The sequence below is a fragment of the Paenibacillus sp. alder61 genome (assembly GCF_020179875.1).
GTDB lineage: Bacteria > Bacillota > Bacilli > Paenibacillales > Paenibacillaceae > Fontibacillus > Fontibacillus faecis.
On the sequence record NZ_JAIUDG010000033.1, the window covers coordinates 14741 to 41610 of the forward strand.

At 46.6% G+C, this 26870-nt stretch carries 23 protein-coding genes and 1 pseudogene; 8 read left to right on the top strand and 16 right to left on the bottom strand.

Annotated elements, in window-relative coordinates; all coding sequences use genetic code 11:
• Positions 1-296: 296 nt before the first annotated feature.
• Complete coding sequence (locus tag LBW89_RS25475) at positions 297-1652, top strand: LLM class flavin-dependent oxidoreductase (protein ID WP_225040760.1); 1356 nt, start codon at positions 297-299, stop codon at positions 1650-1652.
• A 226-nt stretch (positions 1653-1878) separates the two neighbouring features.
• On the opposite strand, the gene LBW89_RS25480 is transcribed toward LBW89_RS25475, so the two are convergent.
• The 4 genes from LBW89_RS25480 to LBW89_RS25495 all read right to left on the bottom strand — a co-directional run bounded on the left by LBW89_RS25480 (position 1879) and on the right by LBW89_RS25495 (position 6198).
• A complete protein-coding gene (locus tag LBW89_RS25480; protein WP_225040761.1) occupies positions 1879-3213 on the bottom strand; it encodes an O-acetylhomoserine aminocarboxypropyltransferase/cysteine synthase family protein in 1335 nt (444 codons plus the stop codon).
• Between the two features lie 517 nt (positions 3214-3730).
• The gene (locus LBW89_RS25485) at positions 3731-4072 is read right to left on the bottom strand and encodes an MmcQ/YjbR family DNA-binding protein (protein ID WP_225040762.1); all 342 of its coding nucleotides are present in this window, start codon (positions 4070-4072) and stop codon (positions 3731-3733) included.
• A 25-nt stretch (positions 4073-4097) separates the two neighbouring features.
• Positions 4098-5423: a replication-associated recombination protein A gene (locus tag LBW89_RS25490; protein ID WP_225040763.1), complete on the bottom strand. Its 1326-nt coding sequence runs from the start codon at positions 5421-5423 to the stop codon at positions 4098-4100.
• Positions 5424-5436: 13 nt separating this feature from the next.
• Positions 5437-6198 carry an AraC family transcriptional regulator gene (locus LBW89_RS25495; RefSeq protein WP_225040764.1) on the bottom strand — a complete coding sequence of 254 codons (762 nt, stop codon included), beginning with the start codon at positions 6196-6198 and terminating at the stop codon, positions 5437-5439.
• Positions 6199-6525: 327 nt separating this feature from the next.
• Here LBW89_RS25495 and LBW89_RS25500 point away from each other — a divergent pair, with 327 nt between their 5' ends.
• The 4 genes from LBW89_RS25500 to LBW89_RS25515 all read left to right on the top strand — a co-directional run bounded on the left by LBW89_RS25500 (position 6526) and on the right by LBW89_RS25515 (position 8567).
• A complete protein-coding gene (locus LBW89_RS25500; protein ID WP_225040765.1) occupies positions 6526-7368 on the top strand; it encodes an SPL family radical SAM protein in 843 nt (280 codons plus the stop codon).
• A 55-nt stretch (positions 7369-7423) separates the two neighbouring features.
• Positions 7424-7813 (top strand): hypothetical protein, encoded by a 390-nt coding sequence (locus tag LBW89_RS25505; RefSeq protein ID WP_225040766.1) that lies wholly within the window; start codon positions 7424-7426, stop codon positions 7811-7813.
• Between the two features lie 78 nt (positions 7814-7891).
• Positions 7892-8110 (top strand): carboxylesterase family protein, encoded by a 219-nt coding sequence (locus tag LBW89_RS27980; protein ID WP_412067028.1) that lies wholly within the window; start codon positions 7892-7894, stop codon positions 8108-8110.
• Positions 8034-8567 carry a hypothetical protein gene (locus LBW89_RS25515; RefSeq protein WP_225040796.1) on the top strand — a complete coding sequence of 178 codons (534 nt, stop codon included), beginning with the start codon at positions 8034-8036 and terminating at the stop codon, positions 8565-8567. The genes LBW89_RS27980 and LBW89_RS25515 overlap by 77 nt, the downstream gene beginning before the upstream one ends.
• Positions 8568-8899: 332 nt before the next feature.
• On the opposite strand, the gene LBW89_RS25520 is transcribed toward LBW89_RS25515, so the two are convergent.
• The 4 genes from LBW89_RS25520 to LBW89_RS25535 form a co-directional block, all read right to left on the bottom strand.
• On the bottom strand, positions 8900-9559 hold the full coding sequence (locus LBW89_RS25520; protein WP_225040767.1) for a hypothetical protein: 660 nt from the start codon (positions 9557-9559) through the stop codon (positions 8900-8902).
• 96 nt (positions 9560-9655) lie between these two features.
• On the bottom strand, positions 9656-10933 hold the full coding sequence (locus tag LBW89_RS25525) for a sensor histidine kinase (protein ID WP_225040768.1): 1278 nt from the start codon (positions 10931-10933) through the stop codon (positions 9656-9658).
• 119 nt (positions 10934-11052) lie between these two features.
• Complete coding sequence (locus tag LBW89_RS27790) at positions 11053-11751, bottom strand: response regulator transcription factor (RefSeq protein ID WP_225040769.1); 699 nt, start codon at positions 11749-11751, stop codon at positions 11053-11055.
• A 28-nt stretch (positions 11752-11779) separates the two neighbouring features.
• Positions 11780-11941 (bottom strand): hypothetical protein, encoded by a 162-nt coding sequence (locus LBW89_RS25535; protein ID WP_225040770.1) that lies wholly within the window; start codon positions 11939-11941, stop codon positions 11780-11782.
• Positions 11942-12335: 394 nt separating this feature from the next.
• Between LBW89_RS25535 and LBW89_RS25540 the strand changes: the two genes are divergently transcribed.
• Positions 12336-13697, top strand: a complete 1362-nt coding sequence (locus LBW89_RS25540) for a DJ-1/PfpI family protein (RefSeq protein ID WP_225040771.1) — start codon at positions 12336-12338, stop codon at positions 13695-13697.
• A gap of 204 nt (positions 13698-13901) precedes the next feature.
• Here LBW89_RS25540 and LBW89_RS25545 read toward each other — a convergent pair whose 3' ends face one another.
• The gene (locus LBW89_RS25545) at positions 13902-14321 is read right to left on the bottom strand and encodes a GNAT family N-acetyltransferase (RefSeq protein ID WP_225040772.1); all 420 of its coding nucleotides are present in this window, start codon (positions 14319-14321) and stop codon (positions 13902-13904) included.
• Positions 14322-14716: 395 nt separating this feature from the next.
• Between LBW89_RS25545 and LBW89_RS25550 the strand changes: the two are divergent.
• Positions 14717-14975: pseudogene (locus LBW89_RS25550) on the top strand (MFS transporter); the annotation flags it as partial.
• 618 nt (positions 14976-15593) lie between these two features.
• Here LBW89_RS25550 and LBW89_RS25555 read toward each other — a convergent pair.
• On the bottom strand, positions 15594-17111 hold the full coding sequence (locus tag LBW89_RS25555; RefSeq protein ID WP_225040773.1) for an NAD-dependent epimerase/dehydratase family protein: 1518 nt from the start codon (positions 17109-17111) through the stop codon (positions 15594-15596).
• A gap of 174 nt (positions 17112-17285) precedes the next feature.
• On the opposite strand from LBW89_RS25555, the gene LBW89_RS27795 reads away from it, so the two are divergent.
• On the top strand, positions 17286-17837 hold the full coding sequence (locus tag LBW89_RS27795; RefSeq protein WP_225040774.1) for a TetR/AcrR family transcriptional regulator: 552 nt from the start codon (positions 17286-17288) through the stop codon (positions 17835-17837).
• Between the two features lie 222 nt (positions 17838-18059).
• On the opposite strand, the gene LBW89_RS25565 is transcribed toward LBW89_RS27795, so the two are convergent.
• The 6 genes from LBW89_RS25565 to LBW89_RS25590 all read right to left on the bottom strand — a co-directional run bounded on the left by LBW89_RS25565 (position 18060) and on the right by LBW89_RS25590 (position 26827).
• Complete coding sequence (locus LBW89_RS25565; RefSeq protein WP_225040775.1) at positions 18060-21314, bottom strand: PQQ-binding-like beta-propeller repeat protein; 3255 nt, start codon at positions 21312-21314, stop codon at positions 18060-18062.
• A 25-nt stretch (positions 21315-21339) separates the two neighbouring features.
• Positions 21340-22347, bottom strand: coding sequence for a zinc-dependent alcohol dehydrogenase (locus tag LBW89_RS25570; RefSeq protein WP_225040776.1), 1008 nt, complete (start codon positions 22345-22347; stop codon positions 21340-21342).
• Between the two features lie 26 nt (positions 22348-22373).
• Positions 22374-23237 carry a carbohydrate ABC transporter permease gene (locus LBW89_RS25575; RefSeq protein ID WP_225040777.1) on the bottom strand — a complete coding sequence of 288 codons (864 nt, stop codon included), beginning with the start codon at positions 23235-23237 and terminating at the stop codon, positions 22374-22376.
• Positions 23231-24208, bottom strand: a complete 978-nt coding sequence (locus LBW89_RS25580) for an ABC transporter permease (RefSeq protein WP_412067029.1) — start codon at positions 24206-24208, stop codon at positions 23231-23233. Before LBW89_RS25580 ends, LBW89_RS25575 begins: the two co-directional genes overlap by 7 nt.
• Before the next feature lie 87 nt (positions 24209-24295).
• Positions 24296-25885, bottom strand: coding sequence for an extracellular solute-binding protein (locus LBW89_RS25585; RefSeq protein ID WP_225040779.1), 1590 nt, complete (start codon positions 25883-25885; stop codon positions 24296-24298).
• Between the two features lie 69 nt (positions 25886-25954).
• Positions 25955-26827: a Gfo/Idh/MocA family protein gene (locus tag LBW89_RS25590; protein WP_225040780.1), complete on the bottom strand. Its 873-nt coding sequence runs from the start codon at positions 26825-26827 to the stop codon at positions 25955-25957.
• Between the last annotated feature and the right edge of the window lie 43 nt (positions 26828-26870).

Sequence of the window (26870 nt, forward strand, 5' to 3'; positions counted from 1 at the left end):
TAAATGACGTTATTCCGACAATTACAATTGGTTTTGTGTGATATCGTAACGCAGTTTGTACGTCTCGTCAATAACCTATTTTCGCTGGCGTATTTCCTCAAGTCAGCGATTCATATAATGAGCAAGTTACGGGTTGACAACGGCGGCATTGCTTATTAACATTCAGTTAAGCTTATATAGTCCATTATTCCGATCCTGATAATGCTATAATAAGTCTACCAGTCAACTGGAGACACTTTTCCCCGATCCTTTGGAGGAAAGTGTCTTTTTTTATTCATCCATAAGGAGTGAAGACCGTGACCCGGAAGAAAGAAATCAAATTATCGGCTTACCTTGTAGGCACCGGCATGCACGCCTCTTCTTGGCGGCGCGACGATGCTATGCCCGGGGCAAGCATCGACATCGATTATTACCGAACGCTTGCCCAAACTGCGGAACGTGGCAAATTCGACATGGTGTTTCTGGCCGACAGTCTGGCCATTAACGAAGAGTCCCATCCTAACATCCTGAACCGGTTCGAGCCTATCACACTAATCTCCGCCCTGGCGGGTGCGACCTCCCGCATCGGGCTGGTCGCCACGGCTTCCACCTCTTACGTGGAGCCCTTCAACCTGGCGCGCCAGCTGATGTCCGCTGACCATATCAGCAAGGGGCGGGTAGGCTGGAACATCGTCACGACCCGGGACTTATCCGGCAATACGGCACGGAACTTCGGCGCTGCCGAGCATTATGAGCTGGAGCATCGCTACCTTAGAGCTGCCGAGTTCGTTGATGTCGTTCGCGGCCTCTGGGATTCATGGGAGGATGATGCCTTTGTCTTCGACAAGTCTTCCGGACGCTTCTTCGAGCCGGATAAGCTTCATCGCCTTCAACATCGGGGCGAATTCTTCTCCGTGGAGGGGCCGCTTAACATCGCACGCTCCCCACAGGGGCAGCCGGTTCTGGTCCAAGCCGGCAATTCCGCTGCCGGTCAGCAGTTTGCCGCAAACGTGGGCGAAGTGATTTTTGCAATTAAATACAATTTCGAAGATGCGCGGGAATACTATCAAGCCTTCAAACAGAAGATTGCGGCTTCCGGCAGAAATCCGGACGACGTATCCATTATCCTCGGGATCTCGCCGGTCATCGGCGCGACAGAGGACGATGCGCTGCGCAAGCGCAAGCAGTTCGAGGAGCTGCTTACGGATGAGACGATTCTGGGTTTTCTGGAGGATTATTTTAAGGATGTCGATTTTACCGGCTTCACGCCTGAAACCACAGCAAAGGAAGCCGGCCTGGACATCCTGCAGGCGAGGAATCCGGACTATCCCAAACATCAGCCCGTCATCGCAAGGGAGAATCCTACGCTGCGCGAAGTCTATTCGCTCATCATCGGCTCCTTCAGCGGGGACCACTTGGTCGGTACGCCGGAGAAAATCGCGAATACCCTGGAACATTGGTTCAAGGAAGGCGCCGCGGATGGCTTCATGCTCATGGCTCCCGGCCTTCCCGATGGGCTCGAGGATTTTGTGGACGGGGTTGTCCCGCTCCTCCAGGAACGGGGACTGTTCCGGCGGGAATATACCGGAACCACGTTGCGGGAGCATTTCGGTCTGACGATCCCTCCCAACCGCTTCCGTTCAGCGTCTGAGGCGCAGGCTGCCACGCCTTAAGCACTAGAGTTGATTGATAGGACGATGGGACCGACAGATAACCTCCATGCCTCGATCGTTGGAGGATTCATCGCCCAGCACGCTAAAGCGCCCACCCGCAGTGAAACGGGGGGCGCTTCTTTATTACTCCATTAGAATAGCCGGACTACACCGGCCCCTCTAACGGTCCAATTTCATCTTCGTGAAAAAGAAGCCGGTCTGCTTATGGACTGGCTCGATCCGCTTCTTATGATTGCAGCGTTCCTGCCGGTTTCCCGGCTAAACTTCCGGCCTTCTGCAAGGCCTGCTCCAAATCGTCAATAAGATCCAGCGGATCCTCGATGCCGACGGACAACCGGATCAGATCCGGCGTTATGCCGCCGGAGAGCTGCTGCTCCGGCGACAGCTGGGCATGGGTCGTACTGGCAGGGTGAATGACCAACGACTTGGCATCCGCGACATTGGCCAGATGGGAGAACAGCTCCAGGCTGTCAATAAATCGATTGGCTGCCTCAAACCCGCCTTTTAAACCGAAGGTAAAGATAGAACCTGCGCCTTTCGGGAAGTAGGTTTGACCCAGTTCATAGTAAGGGCTTGAGGCAAGTCCCGGGTAATTGACCCAGGCCACTTCGGGATGCTCGTTCAGATACTGCACGATGCGAGTCGTATTGGACAAATGTTTCTCCAGCCGCAGCGACAGCGTCTCGAGTCCTTGCAGCAGCAAGAAGGAGTTGAACGGGCTGATGGCTGCCCCGATGTCACGCAAAAATTGAACGCGCAGCTTCGTAATATAAGCGGTCTCGCCGAATTTTTCCAGGTACCGGATACCGTTATAGCTTGGATCAGGCTCCGTAAGCCCCGGGAATTTGCCGCTCTCCCAATCAAACCTGCCGCCGTCCACAATCAGGCCGCCGATGGTGGTGCCATGGCCCCCGATATATTTGGTCGCCGAATGGACAACGATATCGGCGCCATGCTCAATCGGTCTGATCAGATACGGCGTTCCGAAGGTGTTGTCTACGATTAACGGGATTCCATGTTCATGGGCTATATCCGCAATGCGCCTGAGGTCCGGTACGTTGAGCCCCGGATTTCCAATCGATTCAATGAAAAGGGCTTTCGTATGCTCGTTGATGGCGCGCCGGAAATTCTCGGGATCATCTGGGCTGACAAACGTCGTCCGGATACCAAGCTTGGGGAGCGTGACGGCAAGCAAGTTGTAGGTTCCGCCATAAAGGGTGTTCGCGGCTACAATCTCATCGCCGGTCCCTGCAATATTAAATATGGAATACGTGACGGCCGTCGAGCCCGAGGCCACAGCGAGCGCGCCAGAGCCACCCTCCAAGGCAGCTATTCGCTGCTCCAGTACCTCATTCGTCGGATTGCTGATTCGGGTATAGGTGTTCCCCGGCTCTTCAAAATTCAGCACAGCACGAGCGTGCTCCGTATTCTTGAATACAAAGGAAGAGCTTTGGTAAATCGGTACCGCTCTTGCGCCCGTCACCGGATCCGCCTCTTGCCCGGCGTGCACTTGCAACGTATCGAATCTCCATTTTTTTGAACGGTTCTGCTGATCTGTCATTAAGTTTCATCTCCTTTTTCCCTATACAAATTAAAAGGAGACCGAAGGCATGGTCCCCTAGGGAACCCCTTCAGTCTCCAGTATTTCTGGTCAACTCCGTATGCAGCACTCATATCCAATTATTCCTACTTGTATAGTAGTTATATTGTACTCCCAACCGTACAACGTGTCAATGTGATGCGGTCAGCGGATCCTTAATCGATAATCATGACATTCTTAGTATGATCCTTATCCCTTGACCGCTCCTAAGAAAGCGCTCTTCACAAAATACTTCTGTCAAAGTACGCACTTTTGGGTATGTCAATTTCAATGAAGTGACTTAGTTTCATGAAGGAAACCTTAGTTAACATTAGGATAGAAGCTACCCATAAATCAGGTTGCACGGGTTTGTACCGATAAAACAAAAAAGCCGCTAAAATAGCGACTTTCATGTTCAAGTTCCGATTTAAACGATGCAAGAATAGCACCCGTTGCTTACTTACCAAGTGCCTTTATCTGAGCAGGACACGTTGCGGTATTATTTCTTCACTTTACGTTTGGGTTTCGTCAGGTCAAAACTATGTTTTACCATATCGTGAAGATCATCCTCCGGAAGGTTTCCATCTAAGATAATTGTATTCCAATGTTCTTTACTCATATGATATCCGGGTTTAACTTCTTCGAATGCGTTTCGAAGGAAATCGGATCGATCGGGATCACACTTCAAGTTAACGCAAAGATGACCATCTTTTTCAAATATCAACGCAAAAATCTTCTCGTTTCCTTTGTGGCGTATGGCTGTCCAACCTTCTCCAAAGGGATGATCCTCATATGAGGCTGGATAAGATAAACAGTATTCCACGATATCTTCTAATTTCATTTTGGTATTCTCCTATCTGTAAAGCCTATTCATGATTGGTGTTTTTCTTGTGCCATGCTGCAATTTCTTCCATCCTTTGTTTAATTTTAGATTCAGATCCCTGTGTTGTCGGATGGTAATATTCGCGTCCGATCAGGGAATCTGGCATAGTCTGCATCGTTGTTAGCTTTTCTTCTGTGTCATGGGCGTACTGATACCCTTTACCATAGTTCAGCTCTTTCATAAGCTTCGTTGGAGCGTTCCGAAGTTGCAAGGGAACAGGTTCGCTCATGGAATGTAGAGCATCTTTTTTCGCATAGCGGTAAGCCAAGTAAGCGGAATTCGATTTCGGAGCCAGGGTCAGATAGATAACGGCTTGTGTTAGATGCACATCGCACTCTGGCATTCCAATGAATTGACATGCTTGAAACACCGAAACAGCGATTTCCAAAGCCCTATTGTCCGCCAGACCCACGTCCTCACTCGCAAACCTAACGAGCCTACGGGCAATAAATAAAGGATCTTCACCAGATTCCAACATTCGAGACAACCAATAAATAGATGCATTTACATCGCTATTTCGCATCGATTTATGCAGTGCGGAAATGATATTATAGTGTTCTTCCCCATCTTTATCATACAAAAGTGATTTTCGATGAATAATTTTTAGCAGCCCTTCTTTGCTGATTTCAATAGATTCCCCTTGTTTCTCTCCGTTAAGCACAGCCATTTCTAAGGTGTTTAATGCCACCCTGGCATCTCCATTTGAATATTCTGCGATCGCAGAAAGTACACCCTCTTCTAAATCTATCTTTTGATCTCCAAATCCTTTAGGATTCAAAATCGCTTTTTTTAATAATTCAACAATATCTTCACTGCTTAGTTGGTGGAGGACAAAAACTTTGCTGCGAGATAACAAGGCTGAGTTGACTTCAAACGATGGATTTTCGGTTGTCGCACCGATGAGAATAATGCTCCCTTTTTCCACATACGGAAGAAAAGCATCCTGTTGTGCCTTATTAAAGCGATGAATTTCATCGATGAATAGAAGGGTTTTCTCCCCTAATTGCCTGTTTCCCTCAGCTTCCTTCATTACATTCCGGATATCTTTAATACCGCTGGTTACAGCACTAAAATCAATAAATTTAGACTTGGTTTGATTGGCAATGATTTTAGCTAGTGTTGTTTTGCCAACCCCTGGAGGACCCCAAAATATCATAGATGACACTTGATCATTTTTGATCATATCATGCAGAACTTTTCCAGGCCCAAGTAAATGTTTTTGGCCTATAAAGTCTTCCAACGATTGAGGACGCACACGGCTAGCCAAAGGTCGATCATGTTCATTATCAAATAATGTTCCTTGTATCACAGTATCACTCCCTTTAAAGGTTCTGCTTTCGGAATTCGACAGGCGTATAGCCAGTTTCACGTTTAAAAAATTTACTAAAGTGAGTAGTTTCTTGAAAGTTAAGCATTTCCGCAATGTCGCTAATCAAGTAATCTGTATGCATTAATAAACGTTTAGCTTCGAGACAAATTCGAGCGGATATGAAAGCTTTAGCACTTATTCCAACAGCTGCGACCGTAACCCTTGTTAATGTTTTTTCTGTGCAATTTAAAAGGGCGGCATAGTCACTAACATGATTTAACTTGGCATAATTTTTCTCCACTAATTCTTGAAATTTTAAAAACTTTGGTGAGACCTGAGAAGTAGTAGGGATATTTTTTTGTTTATGGATAATGTTGAGCCAAGCTACGAATGCATAAAGCTGATAGCGTAACAACATATGAACATCCTCTTTGGCTACTTGAATTAAAGAATCTTGAACCATTTGCTCGATTAAAGTGATTGCCCGATGCAGCTCTGTATTATTCAAAGTCAAACTATTAGGCGCTCTTCCAATATCAAACGTTAAATTCAGTTCACTCAACGAAAGTGAAGCAGGAAGAAGGAATTCTTTACGGAATAGAATGACCCACCCGTCCCAGTTTTCATCGTGTCCAAAATTATGGACTTGTCCTGGTGTTACTACTATCAGTGTTCCTTCCTTACAAGGGATGAGTTCAAAATCGACCCATTGAGTACACCTTCCTTCCGTGACACAAATGAGCATATAAAATTCATAACGATAAGTAATTTTCATACGTTCCTCTGGTGTTCGCTCTTTGAGAGAAGATACACTGAAAATCTCCAGATCGTATGGGTAAGAAAGGACGGGTTTATATTTAAGAGGTCTTATATTATTTTCCTGATTGAATGAATGAATGATTACACGAACCTCCTTTAAGAGTATTTGATGAATCGAAATGTCCGTAAAATATCATTAAATTTCCCGTTTTCGCCTTCATCAAAGCTGACAAATGACCTAAAATGATCATACCATAATATTGGAACGAAACAAAACAAGTAGTGGTTAGAAGTAACATAAAATCCTAATGCGAGATCAGTGCCCAAAATAAGGAAGGATAACATGCAGGTTAATAGCATAACAGCAAAAAAAATCTTAACTGAAATGCAAGGAGATTCAAGTGTTGGTTTCACACATTCATTAAATCCTTATAGTGGTTGTGCTTTTGGATGCAGGTATTGCTACGTTAGAGAAATGCCTATTCAAAGGTACAGTGATACTCCATGGGGAGAATGGGTAAGCATCAAAACAAATGCGGCCGACAAATATCGGAATGAGATGGTCAATCTCCGCCGGAGAAATAAGTCCATTCATCTTTTTATGTCTACTGCAACAGATCCCTATCAACCACTGGAACGGAAGACAGAGCTAACACGCTCTATTTTAGAGGAAATGGTCAAATACCCTCCAGATTTCCTTCAGATCCAAACACGAAGTCCTCTTGTCGTAAGGGATCTTAATTTATTACTTGAACTAAATCAAAAATGCGAGGTCCTTGTCTCTATGACTATAGAAACGGATCGGGAAGATATGAAACGATTGTTCGCTCCCCATGCTCCAGGTATTAAGTTACGCTTGAAGGCATTAAAAGAAGTGAATAACGTAGGAATCGCTACCCAAGCTTCCATTTCGCCTGTACTTCCATTCACACCCGATTTTCCTAAAACACTGGAGTCCATCGTTGATCGCATCTACATCGACACACTTAACATTGGAGATGGAACAAGGGGGAAACGTTCCGAGCGCTTAGGCATGCCATTTTTGTTTAAAGAGAACGAGTTGTCCGGATGGTATCAAATGGATATTCATCTTAGAGTGGAAAAGTATTTTAAAAAGTTTTTTTCGGAGGAAATGATATTCATTTCTTCCGATAAGGTTTATCCCTTAAAAGGAAAAGCATTTTAATAGGCGGGTTTTATCTTACTTTTAAGGTATTAGGAAGATAAAGGAGAATGAACTTTTGAATTTTACAGCAATTGATTTTGAAACCGCAAACTTAAACCGATCGAGTGCGTGCTCTCTGGGTTTAGTTCAAGTTAGGGATGGGATTGTAACTGGGGAATATGAATGGCTAATTGATCCACAACAGCCCTTTAATCGAATGAATATGGCCATCCATGAGCTATCCTCCCATAAATTAAACATGATCTCCAACCATTTCGGAATTCGTCCAAATCACCATAACGCGCTCGATGATGCCCGGGCATGTGCCCAAATTATGTTGAAATTAATGGAACAACAAAAGGTATGCGATCCGCTGCTTTTTGCAAAATCCCTGGGATTTCAGGCGGGTTCACTGTATTCAGGTGGATATACGTCTTTCAGGAAATATAAAATCAATCAAAAATAGGTAGCTGGCAATGCCAACGCGAACACCCAGACCACCTCGAACGCCTCAAGTCTCGCCGCGACCGGCCGCGCCATTGGGGTGTCCCTGAACTACCGGCTCGGCCCCTTCGGTTGGCTCTCGCTCTCCCAATACGGTGGCGTGTTCGCGGACGCCACTAACCTCGGCCTGCAGGACATCATCACCGCGCTCAGATGGGTGCAGGAGAACATCGCTCGATTCGGTGGCGACTCTGGCAGACTGGTGGGTTATCAACGCGACCGAGCAATTCGACCCGGGCAGCATCGACAACCTTGTTGACGAGCTGGTAACGAAGTCGCGGATCCCTCGAAGCCGTGCTCGGGGAATCGTCGCCGCCTACGACGTCAACGGACGTACTCCGGTCGAAGTACGCGGGGCGCTCTTGACCGACTACATCTATACCCTACCCGCCACCCATGCGGCACTCGCCCACGCCGCTGCAGGCGGCAACGCCCACCTGCTCTCCGTTGGCCCTGTCGAGGGTGCGCCAGCCGTACACGGCACGGAGATGTACGGCATCGTCGGCCAGCAACGCCCCCGACATAGCGACGAGCAAGCGATCCGGGACACCTTCGTCCGCGACGCCCTCCTCGACTTTGCCGCAGGCAAGCACGATCGGCTTTGGAACTCCGTGACCACGGAACCTATCACACTTGGGATTGGCAACCCACCATTCGACCCCACCGCCCATGCGGCCGAAGTCCTGCGCATCTTTGCGGGCATTGAACGGCCCTGAACTGTCCCTAACGCGCACGGGGGCGCACCGGTCCAACTCTCACGTGCTGCGGGGCGGGGCCGCTTGACCGGTTAAAGATGTTTGTTCTTGTCCATTTCGGTAAAGGATATATATTCTTGTCCTTCGATTTGGACAGGAATATATCTATAAATAAAAAAAACCGCGATTTACGCGGATTCTAATGACTACATATTCTTGTCTTTTGACAATTCCCCCCACCCCCTTCTCACATTATAATTTAATTAGTCAAAAACAAACCATCATTGTATTTCTTGAATGATGGTTTGTTTACTTTAAAATGAAAATCTGTCTACTTCTTTGAATTGAATTACTCAGTCCAAAAGCGTGTTTATGCGGATACGGTCAATCTTTGCATCTTTGATATGGAACGTCATTACATCCACATAGTTGGCCGGCGTATACCGGTATTCATCCTCCGCGCTGGTCGCTCCATTGCCCATTAGATTCCCTTCGGGATATGCTTTTTTAAGCTGCTCTAAACTGTCGCCGACTTTAATATTTCGGACCGTGGGATATTCAGGGGCTGTAATTTCAATCGAGGTTATATAGAAATCAGTACCTTCTCCTGTATTGAAGGTTTCGATTTCAAGCCCTGGAAAGGTGTATACATTTTGTGTACGGCCAATCAGTTGGTCCATATTGGTCTTATCGTCTGCCGTATAGGTGTGGGATTTTTTCTCATCCGCTTTTCCCAGCATGCTTTCAAGCTTTGCATCGTCAACGATATCGGAAAGGGCAATGGTATTGTCCTTGTAGACGAAAGCCAGCTCTTTTAAAATTACATTCCCGTCCTTGGGAATCGTTCCTTCCTTGATTACGCCGGAATCGGCGCTGCCGCCTCCCGGGTTCCTGCCTGATGAAGGTACGGGAGCCTCCGGCGTACTCTCCCTGGTTCCCTGACATCCCGCCAATAAAGTCCCAAGAAGGACAATGGACATCATTAGGGCTGCTGGTTTGCTTAATGCTTTCATACGGGTCCCCTCCCAAACTGATTTCTTAATCTTATGAAGTCATCATATGAAAACAAATGATTAGTCTGATCACAATCTTGTATCATTCTTGTAACTTCATGCTAAAGGAAGAAGGATGGATACGGTGGTCCCGACGCCGACTTCGCTCTCAATCTCCAATTTACCGTCAAATTTCTCAACGATTTCTTTGCACATGGAGAGTCCCAATCCTGAACCTTTGGCCACGTGAGCATTTTCCGCCCGATAAAATCTTTCCTGCACCCGGGCAATTTCATCTTCACGGATCCCGACGCCTTCGTCCCTTATTTGGATGACCGCCGTCTCCTGCCTGATAAACGTCTCGATTCTAACCTGTGTGCCGCCTTGGGAATACTTTAAGGCGTTATCTACAATATTAGCGGCAGCATGCGACATCAGGGTTGGATTGACGCAGGCGAAGACCGGTTTCCCCGGCTTGAAGTCAAGCAGAATGTCTTGGTCTTCCGCTTTTGCTCTCATTTCTGCGGCCACACGTTCGGTTAACACGGTTAAATCCGTCTTTTCCTTACCCATTTCATCCGAACCTGCCTTGTCAAACCGGGATAACAGCAGCAACTCATTGATAAGAAGGGTCAGCCTGTCCGATTCATTTACAAGATGAGCATAGATCTTTTGTAATTCCTTGTCCTCATTCTCTTCCTCATATAAATATTGGGAAAATCCTCGGATGGCCGCAAGCGGTGTTTTCAGTTCATGAGAAACATTCGAAACAAACTGCTTCTGGTGCTGGATATACTCATTTAATTGAATGCCCATCCGGTTTAGTCCGGCGGCAAGCATCCCGAGCTCATCTTTTCTGTTCAAATTTACCTGCTGAAACTGCTGTTTGGAGAATTTCTCCGTGGCCCCAAGCAGATATTTGATCGGTTTTGTTGTATTACGGGCGATAAATAAGCTTGCTAATGTAATCAGAAATAGAAATCCTACTGCCCCGGCAAGCAAGATATACCGGATTTGATCCATCATCACGTAGAAATACGAAAGGTCCTCCACAAATTCGAATACAAAGCTGTTTTGATAATATTTATCTTGAATAGGCACTGTAAAGTAGAGCAATTTGGCATCGGTGATGGTGTACGCATAATTCCCTTTGATGGCATTTTGAATGTTTCCCTGAAAAACTAGAGGAGTTCCATCATTGATGACAATGCCATCGACGGCCCATCCCAATAGCTTCTCACTGCTGTCGTAGATCCGCACTTCCTGGCCTGCAGATTTCAGCCTTTCCAAAGCGATTCTCGCCACCTCTTCAGCCGGTTCCTCGGCCGCCGTTCTATCCTGCATGGCGAGGGTTTCTCTAAAGGACAGCTCATACAAGTCGGCCTGCTTCATCATTTTCTTCTCTATAGTCACAAAACTAAAGTAGTCGATAGCTTTGTTCACGGAAATAATAATAATGGCAAAGGATAACACGGAGAAAAATAAATAATTCAACAGCAGCCGAGTTGCATATTTCAGTTGGAGCCACCTCCAAGCTGGTAGCCGAAGCCGTAGACGGTTTTCACATATTTGGGGTTTTCCGTGTCGTCCTCCAGCTTCTTTCTTAACCGCATGATGGTCATATCCACGCTGCGGCTGTCCCCCAAATAATCAAAGCCCCAAACGAGCTCCAGAAGTTCATCCCTTGTAAAGACTTTTCCCGGCCTTTTAAGCAGCGTCTCCAGAATTTTAAATTCTTTAGCGGTCAGGGAAACCGGCGCCCCGTTCTTCAGCACCACTTTTCTGTCCAGATCAAATGCCAATTCCCCATAATACATCGGTTTGTCTTCCCCTAATGTATTCGGATCGTTGTTTTCATATCTCCTAAGGACCACTTTAATTCTTGCAATAAGCTCCCGGTTATCAAAAGGTTTAGTCAGATAATCTTCCGCCCCGAGCTCTAGTCCTAACACTTTATCTATAATCTCATTCTTCGCCGATAACATAATGACAGGAATAGCTTGTTTATTGGTGATCTCTTTACATAAGTCATACCCCGAGTAGTCCGGCAGCATTAAATCCAGTAAAACCAGGTTCGGTTTGAAGGAGTCCAGCTCCTTGAGTCCCGTACCTCCGTCTTCCGCTGTCCGCACCAGAAAATTTTCCCTTTTGAGCACAAGCTCAATTAAATCTCTGAGGGCTGCTTCATCATCAATGACAAGAATCTTTTTCACGCGATCCCTCCTCTTCTTACAAAGTTATTCACTTTACGATCACACTATTGGCTTCAAAGCGGAAAGTAAAACCCGTCAGACCGCGCACGTCTTCGATGAAATGACTGAATAGCACGGGGGCGGGCTGAAATGCCATATGGTCGACGAACCCCTCCAGAGACTGGTTCAACGCAAAAGCAATCTTTGCCATACGACTGATTACCCTCCCTGGTTATCTCTCACATTCATCATCAGGATTACACGTTCCATATGCATCCTCCTCTATATATAATTTATCATCCAACAGCATGCCCGGTTTATTATGTTTAATTTAATACCAATACTTATTTACAACTTTATTTTTTCGGTCTAACATCATGCTTCGGCAGCGTTGTCGAATAGCCCTTTTGAGTCATATTCAGAAAAGGTCCGGTCAGCTATTATGATAATGTAACGACATGCGTTATCCGGGTATAAACTCTGCCTGGACCTAAGTCGGGGAAGATAACCGTCTTCGGATGGTTTTTCAATTTTTCTTTTCTTAGTACCCTTTAATTAGGAAAGTTAATAACAAATATTTACTTACTGATTAAAGGAGAGAGGAAATGAAAAAAGTATGGCGTTTCATTGTATATGCATGCGTTACGATTCTCGTAGTAGGAGGAACCGGAGCGGTCGGTTACATGCGTACGATGCAGGAGTCTATGTCGGTCTACGATAAGCCGGTTCCTGCTTCTTTACAAAGCGTCCAAGCTCCTGCCTATGATTCGAATAAGCCGACAGTAGCCGTTATATTGGCGAATGAAGTGACCGAGGTGTTCGATTTTCTCGTACCTTACGAAATGTTCTCTATGACAGGCTCATACAATGTGTTTGCGGTTGCACCCGACAAAAACGTCAAATCGTTGACAGGCGGTCTTGATATCGTGCCCCATTATACTTTTGATGAATTAGATCAATTGACGAATAAAGGTCCGGATATTATCGTCATCCCTTTCATGCCGATTTTGGATGAAGCGAAATACAAGCCTGTCCGCGATTGGATAAGACAGCACTCGGGCAAGGAAATGATATTACTGTCCATCTGCAATGGTGCCGAGAATTTGGCCGATACCGGCCTGCTGGATGGAAAATCTGCAGCAACACACTGGGGAGATATCGGCAGGTTGGAAAAGAAATATACCGAGGTTACTTGGAAGAGAGACCAGCGTTACGTGGCTGACGGCAATTTGGTCTCGTCTGCCGGCCTTACTTCGGGGATCGATGCAACCCTGTACGTCATCTCCCGGCAAATGGGCGAGCCGACTGCTGAGAAAGTGGCAAAGGAAATGAATTACCCTTCCTACCATTTTGTTCAGCATCCGCAAATGGAGCCATTCACTGCCGGATTGAGCGATGTCGTCTATATTCTGAACAACGCGTTCCAATGGAACAAGAAGAAAGACGGGGTCCTACTGTATGACGGTGCCGACGAACTCATGTTATCCTCTGCTTTTGACACTTATGGAGCTTCCGGAACGACGACAACAATAACAGTATCAAGTAAACGCGATCCGGTCGTGACCCGGCATGGTCTGAATCTCGTCGCCCGATATCAAATTGCGGATGCTCCGAAACTCGACAGAATGATTTTCGTAGGCCCGGATGTGGAGACGGTCGCTGCGGGCGATATACGAAACTGGAACGAAAACGGTGGAGAGGCTGAACAGCTTTACCTGCACACCGATTCGCCCGAGCGATTCGCGATGGAACCAGCGTTTGAAGATCTGGCAAGGCAGGAAGATGTCCGGACGGCCAAATTTGCCGCCAAGCGGCTCGAGTACCGTGCCACGAGCCACTTTAAACTTGAAGGAGCTCCTTTTTCATATGAAGCATTCGGCATTCCAATCGGTGTCGGCATGGTGTCTCTGTTCGTTCTTTATTTAGCAGACAGACGTTTCGTAAGAAGAAAGAAACTTTCCGCATAAATCGGGATGCAAAAGAAGCATTTTAAGACGTCAGGTCTGGATGCTTCTTTTGCGTTGAGAGATTTGTTATAATTAAACTACTATCCCGCCCGTTAGCTTAATGATATACTCATCATCTGGTTTGCTCATGACGAGCATTGCAATCTTCTGAGTCAGTATTCGAAAAGTTAGCTCTAGCCTCGCTGATCGTCTGTTTATCATGATTCATTCATAGACCAAAACCCAATATCTCGCCCCAGGCTCTCCTTCCTCCACAACGGCTTTCCAGCCCCGCTTCTTATAGAAGCTGAGCGCTTTATGATTCTCGGAGACACATTTTAATGTGACTGGCGTTCCCAATTCGGCCACAGCGCGTTTGAGTAGCAAATCGCCAACACCTTTGCCGACAGCAGTCGGGTGTACAAACAAATTATGAATAAAGCGGTCAGGTACATACAATGAGGCGAATCCGAGAACTTGGGCATTCTCCTCTGCCAGAAGAATTTGTTCTTCCAATGTATCCTGGTCAAAATCATCAAGCGTCATCTCATCAGCATTGGCCCAATGAAAACTTTCACGACGGGAATCTAGATAAACTTGTCTCAATTGTGGATAGTCCTTCATACTCGCTTCTCTGATTATCATCAGATCAATCCCCCTATTCTCAATGCATAGATTTAGCTTTAGCCTATAGAAGCCTCTATGATTTGCTTTGCTTGGTTTTTGCCTGCCAGTAATAAATCATCACTGAGTCTTCGGATCATTGACTGCACGCGCCAAAGCAACTATACCGACCATACTGCTTACTACATCTATTAAATATTATGTTCATCATATTATTCGAAGTCAATTCGGCGGCATCTGACGATGCTGCCTTTTTGCCTTTAAAATCATGGAATTTCTATAAAAATAAAAGAATTTTCCTCTTAGTTCGCTTCATCCTCCTTTAATCATCCATGTAAAAAATGTTCTATTTATATATGCTTATACGAAAGCCAAAGCTTTTTAAGCGGCAAAAAATAAATAAAGGAGATTTTTTCGTGAACTCAAACACTGCTCTTATAAGAAAAGGCGGAGCAAAAGTGCCGTCTTTCCAACGCCTTCCGTGGGTCGGGCTGCTGGTCTTAGCCATGGCGGGATTCATCTGCATTCTTACGGAAGGCCTGCCTGCTGGATTACTGCCGCAGATTGCACAGGATCTTGGGGTGACAAAAGCTCTTGCCGGACAATTGGTCACTCTCTATGCGGTTGGATCTCTTCTGGCCGCCATTCCTTTGACAACGGCTACCCGCGGAAGGAAACTTTATTGTATTTTAGCTCCTATAAATCATTGGAGTCATTTCTCTGCTTACCAAAGCATGTCGTGTCTATACACCTTTTTAGGTTAATGACATGAAACTGTATGATATAACCAAGGCTCATGTTAATAAAATCGTTTTTTAGTTATTGTTCATCATTCTCCTTTTTTCTTATCTTTGAGAATTTATACAAACAAAAAACCGCGTTACCACGTTTTTTTGAGATATGTTCAGTTATCCAGTTATTACAATTAGAATGATACAGGGAACGCCTTGACTCCTCTAATAATCATGCCAGGTCTCCATTCTAGCTGCTCTTCTTCGACTTCCAACCGGATATCCGGCATTCTTCGGAGCAGTGCGCTTATTCTGAAAAAGATGTTTTTAAGTCATATTAAAGCTTAAGAATAAAAGTACGGGTAAGTTCGGTAGACTTTCTCTACTGCATCATGTTTGGCTCTGAGGATACCATCTTCCAAGAGAATCTGCGAAAAGGAGCCTGACCCAGGGGGAAGGCTCCTTTTGTGAGTTTACTGTTCCAGCGGGAGCGTAATAGTGAAACTCCCCCATATGGAAATCTCAGTTGATGTCAGACACCAGCTCACGTGTAGAGATAAAATTAGACGTCCAGCTCAGATACTACTTTTTTATATTCCCGACCGTCTTCCTTACCGTGAAGAGGATACCACACCTGGGCAAAAAACGGTTCACGTTTAGCCCTTTCTTTGTAATTCCAGCTCTTACGCTCACACTCTGGGCAGAAATGGCCACCTTCCAAGACCAGCTTTGGACTAGCATGAAATGTATGGCCGAAGGCGCATTTAAAAGTAAGCTTGCCAGCCCAGTTCCCGGTAACCATGCTGGTTGATAAACATTCGCCGCCACGGAACTTGGCGGCTCCCTTTATATCTTCAAGGTTCAGCTCTGATGCAGGCTTACTCTCATCATAGCCATGATCCAGATTAATCACCTTGTTCCAATCAGTGAATTTCTTCATGTCTGACAGCTTGTCTGGTATCGCTTCATAGTTGGCTTTGCTGCCCCAATAAGCGTCAATTTTTTCGGCATCATTGTCTTCTATAAAGCGAATGGTTCCGCGTTCCTTTACAGCCTCTTTCTTTGTCTTGTTTTTGATAATCGTTCCCATTAATTTCTGCCCGCCAGGCACCTTTGTGATGACCTTGGCCAGCGGCACCAGCGGCACCAGGTTATCAAGATAACTTTGATAGAAATATTCCATGGAATCGCTCCGGAACTCCAGATAACTCTCCAGCTTATCCGAATCGGTATAATATTGTCCATGGAAATTGCGAGTTGCATACCATTTCGGATCAATAGCGTGGTCCAGATTCGTGAAGCCAAGTTTGCCATACATGACTTTGTACATATCCAGCGTGCTGACGCGGCAGCTCTCACCTCCTCCGATATTATAAATATGCTGCCAGAAATCTACATCCAGTGTTCCATCTATATCCTTAATGCACAGGTTTCGCATCAACCGTCCGGAATCCCGATCGGATACGTATTCAAGCACATTCTCCAGACAGTTGTGAAACATAATGGGGTCTTCAATTTTGCTCATTTTTGGCCCCATAATCCCGGTTTGACGCAGGCTCACCCAATTCTTCAGCTCTGATTCGATGACCATACGCTCTGCGGCAATTTTGGATACGGCGTAATAGTCGTATACACTCGGCTTGATAGGATCGCCTACACGCCCCCAATGAATAGGCGGCATACGGTCACCGGTTTCGGCAATTGTACCGATAAATACGAAGCGTATTTCATCTGCACGGCCGCTTTTTTTGATACTGTCCACAAGATTTCTGGTAGATCCGTAGTTAACCTTCATTGCCCTTTCAGGAAATTCATCAGCCGCAGGGGAAACAAAAGCAGCGATATGCAAGATGATGTCGGATTCCTTCACACAATCGTAAACCAGACTGGAGTTAAGCAGATCACCATAAACAACTTTCACACCGGCCATGGATTCATATTCTTTAAGCTGGTTCCGGCTGTGTTCATTATCTAAGTCAAAGAGCAGTAGCTCGCATTTCGTTAATTCATTCTTCATGAGCTTTACTGTTTCCATCCCCATATTGCCTGCGGCTCCTGTTATCATGACGCGCTTTTTCATCACCGTATCTCCCTGCATTTTAAGGTTATTGACAAATACTATGTCTACCTTTAGAATACTGACACAGTGTCTATTTTACAACCAACAGTTGTTTTTGTTATGTTTTGTGTTAGACAAATACCAATAATGTGTCTATTTAACCAAAACTTTTTTTATGAGTGGAGGAAAGTAAGGGTGAATCAACGGGAACGGTTAACCAAGTTACTCCTAAACCAGGCCTTGATTAGCTTGCTTAAGGATAAGAGCATAGGTCAAATAAGTGTCAAGGAGATATGCAGTACGGCCGGAATTAATCGCTCTACATTTTATCTGCATTATGCGAGCTCATTTGAATTGCTTGAAAAGTTAGAGCAAGAAATTATACACAATACAAGTGAATACTTAAAAAAAATCGAACCTAGCAATAACGACGGTATTCGATATATCATGTCATTTCTGGATTACATCAAGAAAAATGATGCTCTATTTAAAGTGATGTTATTGAAATCAAATGATACGATGTTGTTCCCCCAACGGTTAATTAATGGAGTTCTGAAAAATATCGACAGTTATCTTCAGCTCAACGTACCGGATAAGTTGAAACAATATACTTACGCCTATTTAGTCAATGGAAGCTTAGCCATCATTCAAGAATGGATTAAAGACGGGTTTAGTGTTTCAAGCCTCGAATTGGCTCAATTAATATTCTCACTGGCAAATCACTCTTTAGTGGGCTTTGATAGATAATTGATGTGATCAACAATTAAATTCATCGCATCTGGAAAAGACCGACTGCATTTTGCAATCGGTCCAAGTAAAGTGTACTATAAGCCGCGCAATAGGGTTATCTGCTTCAATTTCGACGGCTGCCGGAGAAAGAAATATTAGGCGCGCTGGCTCCCTTTTGCATCCCGTGGGAGCCCAATTGACCATGAATCCTGACGAGAATGGCTTTTCATTCAAATCGAGTTAAATTTGGGACCCCAACTGGGTCAACAGCTCGGCATGTTCTTGAGCTAATCCCTTACCACTCTTGGCCTGCACTTGATGGATAAATCCGTTTAATGCGCCTTTTTTCTCCCCCTCATTGCCCGATTCATCGGCTCTTTGTACTTTGAATAATTGTTCCTTCAGTCTCTCTGCCAGCTCAGGATCGTTAGATAGGAACTTGTCAATAAGTCCTGCCATGCCTTTATAGGTAAGGATCACTTCATAGGAAAAAGAGGACTTTGCAACGTTCCCGGCGATATCATACACGGATGCATCGACCAGATGCTCCCCGATACCCGTCAAATAGGCGGGGCGATCTGCAAGCACAGCATCGCAATCACTTTTGGCTATACCAGATAATGCATCCTGAGCGGAGCATTCGATCCGGATGACATCATCGACTTCATAGACGGGTTTTCCTAAAAATTCAATTGTAGGGGCCGTTTTGTCGATCTTGACCTCGATAGTAGAGGGCACCCCGGACACGCCATAAGCCGATTCTGCCCAATACGTTACTGACGTTACGCCTTCTGCGCTGACTGTAAACTCTGTGGTACTGCCTGGGGTCTCACGCTGATCCATTCTTTCGGCCCCTGCGGTTTCGTAGAAGAGGGAGGCTGCTCCTTCCGAGTTCAACGTTATGGAAACATCTTCATGATGCCACCCCTGCTCATTTGCCTGCGGATTAAAGGTAACCTCAGTCAAGGGTGCCATATGATCCTTAGCCGTTACGGAAAAATCGTCGTAGTACGCTATTGAGATATTATAGCGGCTGGTTACTGCGATCAGTCTGGCATAAGCCGTTCCTTCCGGTGCCGTACCGCGCAGGGTTACTTTTTGCCATTGGCGAAGTCGAGATTCATCCAGATGCGTTTCCAGCGTGGACAAACTTTGCCCTTCCGCATTATAAAATCGGAACATGAACCCAGGCTGGCCTGATTCAATATAAATTTGAGTGCTCGCGGTATACTCTCCCCCAGGCGATAATGCGATTGGATCGCTTTGCACCGCGACGGAGGCGGTACGTATAAGATCCGTTGTTTTCAGGCTGTAATCCCCCGTATAACTCTTGTTGCCGCTTCGCTCAAAATAAGCATCCCCGCTAGTCGCAAACATCGAAGTCCAGCCCGGCAGCTTTCCGCTCTCTTCCGGCTGCTCCAGTCCGGCATTGTTTACTGGCAAAGGAAGTCCCGGCGGTTCGGGTACAATCTCTCCATCAATTTTGATTCTATACAGAACAGTATTCGTGGCGAGATCGGTGAAATAAAGATCCCCATCCATCCCGAGATCAAATCTCGATGCATCCGTTATTGTTCTGAAATCCAGCGTTTCCGGATCGATGACCGTCAGCTTGTTGTTAAACAGAACATACAAAAGTCCGTCTTCCGACCAACGCATCGGATGATGGTGCCACTGGGTGTAATAAAGCTTCGGATATATTTTTTTATATTTTACAAGTTTGTACGTGTTCGGATCGATCGCAAAAATATATTCATAGGATGCTCCCCAGATGAGTCCATCCGGCCCGAGAGACAGGTCTCCAATGAAAAGAGGATCGATAAGTTCGGGAATATCCAGCGTAAACTCCGTTATTTTTTGCTCTTTCTGAACATCCCACACAAAAATTTTGGCTTCCTGCTCGCTTGGCGTGGAGCCCAGTCCTCCCCTAATGGTCGTTGATCCAAAAATCTTTCCGTCTACGTAAGCGGTGCTAAGCACACTCTGATTCTGAACCACGTTGCGATGCACTTTGGTTTCGCCTGTTGCTGTATCATGGACCGTCAGCGATCCTCCCAACGTTCCGTATCCGGAGATGGTCGAAATAAACAGCTTACCGTCCCCTTCAGTCATATGCACAAGCCGTTCCTGATCGTTCCCGAGTACAGCGAGGCGCTGCGGATTCGTGCTCCCCGGTTCTTGATTCAGATCATAAACGTACAAGCCACCTTCCGGGTAGACTCCCATATAGACTTTGTTTCCCATCGGGTATACACTATCCGCTTGACCGATACTAAAAGGTTTTGCCGTCATGGTCTCTAAGTCAACCAAGGAAGACCTTGCTTGAGAACCCGTTGTTATCAGCTGTGTCTCTGATACGCTTTGAAGCCGATTGACGACTCCCGGCAAACCCGGAATAATCGGCGGCTTTACAATTACTTTTTTGGTATCGATATTTAGCATGGCTACCCCGCCGTCATATCGGACCGTAACGAGTGTTTTTCCCGGAAGCTCGGGGTTGTTTTTGAACTCTACCCAATCCGCGCCTCTAAATCCACTCTCATAAGTCATGCCGGTTTCCGCTACCTGATGTGTCGCCAGGTCAAAGGTTTTCAGTTTTTTCTCTGACATATAATACAGCTTTCCATCGACCGAATCGGTCGCGTGAAGGCCGGTTACCTGCTGGAGCTCCACATCAAGCCATGATCCTGTAGTTGTATCGTAGATATAACCCTCACCCGGTATCCCACTTCCATCCGTATAACGGGCGAACAAATAACGGTTATCGATCGTACTCAAATCGTATACTGTATCGTTTTTTACGGTAAGCGAAGCGGCGATATTCGTTTTTTCACCTGTAGCCAAATCCACACGCACGATCTGTTCATGGGCCGTACCGGCATAAATATATCCTCCCTGGTAAGCAATGGAGCGGACATACTCCTGATCAAGCGCGCCAATAACGCGGCCGTAATCCCTCACTTGCTTGGTAGCAGGGTCATACTGCCAAACTTTGCCGCCCGGATAAGTCCCAACGTACACTCTCCCCTGTTCATCCGTCGTGATGCTATTGGAGACCGACTGTCCCTCAAATTGGGCCACTTGAACGGCCTCATGAGTGACGGGCGAATACTCCCATAACCGTGCGCCCGATCCTTCGGCCGCCACATAAAGCGTACCGTTCGGCGCAACGGTATGCGCCCAGGAGCTTTCCGACGGCGCAAGAGAAACGGTCCGAAGCAGTTTGTACTCTTCGAGGTCGATCACATTCAGGAAGCCGGGCTTTCCTTTGCTTGTGGCATACATCACGGGTTTTCCATCCTCGTAGCCTACGGTTCCGTTAAAGACAGCTACCGTGTAGTTGTTGGGAACAAGCAATTCTTCGGGTTCGCTGAAGTTTTTTTGAGAAAGTTTGGATTCCTCCGTTTGGGCAGGAGCAGGCTGCACGGGAAACATCGCAAATACAAGTAAACAACTCATGAACATGGTGATCAGGTTGAAAAAAGGCTTTTTCATCACTTATCTCCCCTTCTTGATGTCATTATAAATACTTGATCAACGTGGCCAGGGCCCCTCGAGCCGAGTCGGATTGATAATTTCCATAGGCTTCAAACGCTTCGTCCAACGCAAACATATGCGTGATAGCAGGACTTACCGTAATTCGCTGATCAGCAAGCAACCTGACGTACTCATCCATATTTCTTCCTTCCGTCCAACGCACGAAACCGATGGGATAATCCTGATTGTTCTTCTCGTACTGCATATCGTACCTTCCCGGCCCGCCCGCTCTCGAGATCAGGACCTGGGCTTCTTTGCGAAACATCAAATCTCTTGAAAACTTCATGGACAAATCACCGACGATCACGACTTTTCCCCGGTCACGAAGCCATTCAAGCGACTTGTTGATCAGCATTTCTCCAGGTCCGCCGGCACATAAGAGAATGGAATCGAATCCGTATCCGCCCGTTTCGTTCACCACAAAACGATCCACTTCCTCTTCACTTGAAAAGCTCGCTTGAATGCCCATCTGCTCCTGAAGCAGCTGAACCCGAGCTTCGCTCAGATCATATGCAGCAGTGTGGCATGCAGCAGCAGCGGCAATTTGGGCCACAAGATTTCCGAGAATACCCAGTCCAACGACAAGCACCTTGTCACCGAACCTCACGTTGGCTGTACGCAGGGCATGTATGGCAATGGCCCCGAGCCCTGTAAATGCGGCCTCCTCAGGTTTGACATGATGAGGCACTTTGGTTACCAGATTGGTCGGTACCGAAATCACCTCTGCGTGTCTTACGTAGGGCACACCGTAACAAGCCACTCGGTCTCCCGGAAGAATATCCCTGACTTCACTTCCCGTTTTTTCCACAATCCCAACAGCGCTATAGCCAAGATATACGGGAGATACGCCTGATCTCTTAATCGCACTCATCTCCGTACCGGGACTAATCGCCGAATATTCGGTTCTCACTTGGACATGTCGTTTGTTCAGTTCGGGGATATCCGCTTGCAGTATCGTAACTTTTCCTTCCTTCGCAGCAACGATTTTCATTAGATAGAGCTCCTCCTTATGTCTGTTTAGCCTTTTTCCGAACCGAGCATCACACCTTTGGCAAAATACTTCTGGGCAAACGGATAGATGAGCAGAACAGGGATCATGGAAAGCACGATGGTCGCATTTTTGATGGACTGAGGGGCAAGAGCCGAACGGTCGACAAGTCCCGCGTCGTTTTCCGCGCTGTAGATGAGCATATCCCGCAGCACGACCTGCAAAGGATATTTATCCGGATCGTTCAAGTAAATCAACGGCAGGAAGAAGCTGTTCCAATGACCCATGAAATAAAAAAGTCCGATGGAAGCAAGCGCAGGCTTGGATAAGGGAATGACAATGTTGAACAGAATCCGGTATTCGGAAGCTCCGTCGATCAGGGCCGCTTCACGTATCTGGGAAGACATGTTTTCGTAAAAGCTTTTTAGAATAATCAGTTCCATGGTCCAGATGGCATTGGGAAGTACGAGTGCCCAAACCGAATCCGTTAACCCCAGCTGCTGCACGACTACATAAGTGGGTATAATGCCGGGATTCAGGAACATGGTTAGAACGATGGCCAGCATAAAAAACTTGCGTCCGAAAAATCCTTTTTGGGACAAGGGATACGCGGCAACAGCCGTGATAAGTAAATTCACAAACGTGCCGAATGCCGTATAAAAAACAGAATTCAGATAGGCTCTTGGAATCGTGTCATTTTTAAGCACCTCGGCATAAGCTTCAAGGTTCAGACCTTTCGGGAAAAGAAACACTCTACCTTGAACGACTGCTGCTGTATCGCTCAAAGAAACGGCCGTAATGTACACAATGGGATAGAGTGTCGCTACAGCAACAAGACAGAGTATCAGCGTGTTAAAAACACCAAAAACAGATATTTTGCGTTCTCCTACCATAAGCCGTTTCCTCCCAGCCGTTTGCTGATCGCATTGGCGGACAGCAGCATCACCATGGCCACGAGCGCCTCGAACAGCCCTACTGCGGCCGCATAACTGTAATTCGATTCAAGCAGTCCTTTACGGTACACATAAGTTGAAAATACATCGGCAACATTATAGGTCATCGGATTGTAGAGCAGCAGTACTTTCTCGTAACCGACGCGAATCAAGGAGCCGGTTTTCAATATAAACATGATGAGCATCGTGGGAAACAATCCGGGAAGCGTGATATGGCGGATCATATGGAAACGGCTGGCGCCGTCCACCTTGGCGGCTTCATAGAGCGTGGGACTGATTCCCGCAATCGCCGCCAGATAAATGATCGATTCGTATCCTGCGTTCGCCCATATTTCCGAAATAACATAAATCGGACGGAACCAACCCGGATCAACGAGAAAATACTTTTTCTCGAAACCGAACGCAGCCAGTACTTGATTCAAAATACCATGGTTCGGAGAAAGGAAATCGATAATCATGCTGCTGATAATGACCACGGACAAAAATGCCGGCAAATAACTGAAGGTTTGAACGGACTTTTTAAACCATTTGTTTCTGACTTCGTTCAGCAGAAGGGCAAGCATGATTGGAAAAGGAAAGCCAAAAATGAGCGTATACAACCCAAGGAGCAGCGTGTTCCGGAACAGCATCCAGAAGTCTTGGTTCGTAAAAAACTTGATGAAATGCTCAAATCCCACCCATTCGCTGCCAAGCACTCCTGTAAACACGCTGTAGTCTTTGAAGGCAATAATCAGTCCATATAGCGGCCCGTAACGAAAGATGACGTAGAATAGGATGCAAGGTAGAAACAGCAGAAGCAGTTGCCTGTCGCGTTTCATATGATTCCACGTTTTTCCAAGCCGGCTTCTGAATCTCTTCTTTGGCACTCCTTTATGGTAAACTGCCGAATGTTCCGTGCCCATGTCTGCCATAAGATTTTCGCCTCCAATCCTTTTTCCCACAAGGAGGGAAACGTCCCATCCATCGTCCCTCCAGTGGAATCACGGCCTTAAGGCCGTTTATTTGGACTCATCGTATCTTTTTTGAGCTTCATTATAGATCGTCATCAGTTCCTCCACGCCGCCTTTGCTGATTTGGCCTTTGAAATTCTCCCACTCGGCATCTCCGTAGCTGGCGTCAAGGATATATTTCGCGTTAAATTCTTCAGCCGATTTTTGCAGCGATGTCTGCAGCTCGGCGATCTTGGAGGTTTCTTCGTCCGTAAAATTAAGAATCGGATCAAGTGGTTCGAAACGATCCTCGTTCACGATTTTATCCTGCGCCTCCTGCTCTTTTTCCGAGAAACGATAGTAGATGCTTCGATGGTCCGGTCTTAGGTAAGCTCCTTCCAGCCACATGGCATACCGATCCTCCAGCACGGTAATATCGACAAGTGGAAGATCTTTCAGTTCCGGGTAGACCGGATATCCGTCCTCGCCCCATTCGAAGTTAACCCCTTCCACCCCGATGGTCATCAGTTCACTCCCGGATGGGCTGGTTAGATAGTCGAGCAGTTTGAGTGAGGTTTCTGTATTTTTGTTCTTGGCTACGGCAACGCTGAAATCCGAAACTTCTGGCAGGGTTCTGACATTGCCGGTCGGTCCCACGGGGTTTGCATACCTGAGGTCATAGTCCGGATTTTGCCCTTTGATCTGGTTGTAAAAGAGATCCAGGCGTCCAATCCAGTCAAACGTGACAAACGATTTGTCCGTCGTCATCTTGGTCGTCCAGGAATCCTGCGTGTCCGTCAAAAATTCCGGATCGAGCAGTTTTTCATTGTACAGCTTTTTCATGAAATCGAGCATGTCTCTATGCTCTTGCTGTACTGCGGCGTACTTCCAGGTGCCATCTTTTTCATCGTAGTACGCCGGGTACTGATCCGTATTGCCGAGCCCCCAACCGAAGGCCCAATCTCTGAAGATATTGGCCATGCTTTTGGATGCATAGGGGTAAGAATCGGGGTAAGCTTCTTTTACTTTTTTCAAAGCTTCGTAAAACTCGTTCGTGTTCGTCCATTCCTTGATACCTAGCTCATCAAAGATATCTTTCCTGTACATGAATCCGTGATTTACTTTGCGATTGAGGTTATATATAGGCCAGGTATATATGTTGCCGGCTTCATCGCCGAAGGATTTGATGACCCAGTCGTTTTCTTCCATATATAGCTTTTTGAAGTTAGGGAGCTGATCCGCGTATTCATTGATGGCAGCTACACCTTTTTGTTTGCCGATTTTTTTGAGTTCGGCCGGTTTTAGCCCTGTAAAAATGTCCGGCAGCTTACCGGATGCCACAATGACTTTTAATTTATCCTGGTAGGTTTGTGGGGAATAGGTTTGGAAGTTGACTTTAATACCGGTCCGTTTTTCAAGCTCCTGGACAACCAGTTTGCTCGGACCGAGATCTTTCGCATTGCTTGGCAGCATGTACGTGATGGTCGTCGGCTCATCCACAAGAGGCAAAGTCAAGCCGCCTGTATCACCGTACTTTCCGGGCTCCTGGGGTGGCAAGGCGGCAGAACCGCCTTTGTCCGTACCGCTGCTGCATGCGGCAAGGATCGAGGTTAACAGCGTGGTCGCAAGCAGCATGGAAATCCTCTTTTTCAGCTTCATCAAACATTCCTCCTTCAGATAGGTGGATCTGATTCACTAGAGCAAGGGGTCAATCCGTATAAGGCCTTATCACATTTCCATGAGGACGGTGCGTTTTTGTAGACGGCTTTGCTCCGCACACTCCAAAAACCGGATGACTTCCAGCGTTTCGGAGGGATGCACCGTGTACACGCCGTTTTTGAACAAATTTATGACAGACTTTAAAAGCTCTCTGTAACTCGGTTCAAGCGGGACATGTCGGGTAGCGTTTCTGGTGTGCAGGCTTATTCCAAAAGACTCTGGGCCACTTCGGATTCCGCGAATCGTTCCCATTCGCCCCTCTTTCCAGGTTCCGGTAATGAGATCGTCGTGATCTGTGGAAAAGGCGGTCACTTCCCTGCACCCGGGGCCCATGATTCGAAACAACAGTTCTGCCGAATGGATGCCGTACCAAAAATAATGCCCCTGCGTCGATTCGACGTGCATCGGACCGTAAACGTCCGCCCCCAAGATGTCTCCTCTTGTGCATTCAGGCAGGGCTTCGGCATAACGTAAGCTTGAAGCACTCATTAATGGGATTTGAAACTCTTCTGCGAGTTTGATGATTTCACTTGCGTCTGCTGTCGACAAAGTAAAAGGCTTATCGATAAATACCGGTTTCCGGTAAGGACAGATGGCCTTGAATTGATTCAGATGTGTTCTTCCGTCGGCACTCAAGATAAGGATGGCATCGGTGCTTTCTGTAACCTGCTGCATCGTGGGCATCAATCTCACTCCGTATTCTTTCGTCATCCGGCCGGCAAAAGTGTTAACACGGCTGATGCTGAGCGGAAAATCCGGTGATCCGCCCGCATATGCGGCCGTCACGGTCACATCCGAAAAAAGAGTCTCCTGGGTTTCCTGAAGAGTACGGGTGAATGCCAGGGCATGCGAGCTGTCAAGCCCAATGATTCCGATATTCATGGCTGGGAAAGAGAAGCAAGCCTAGACGATTTTGTGAAGCAGC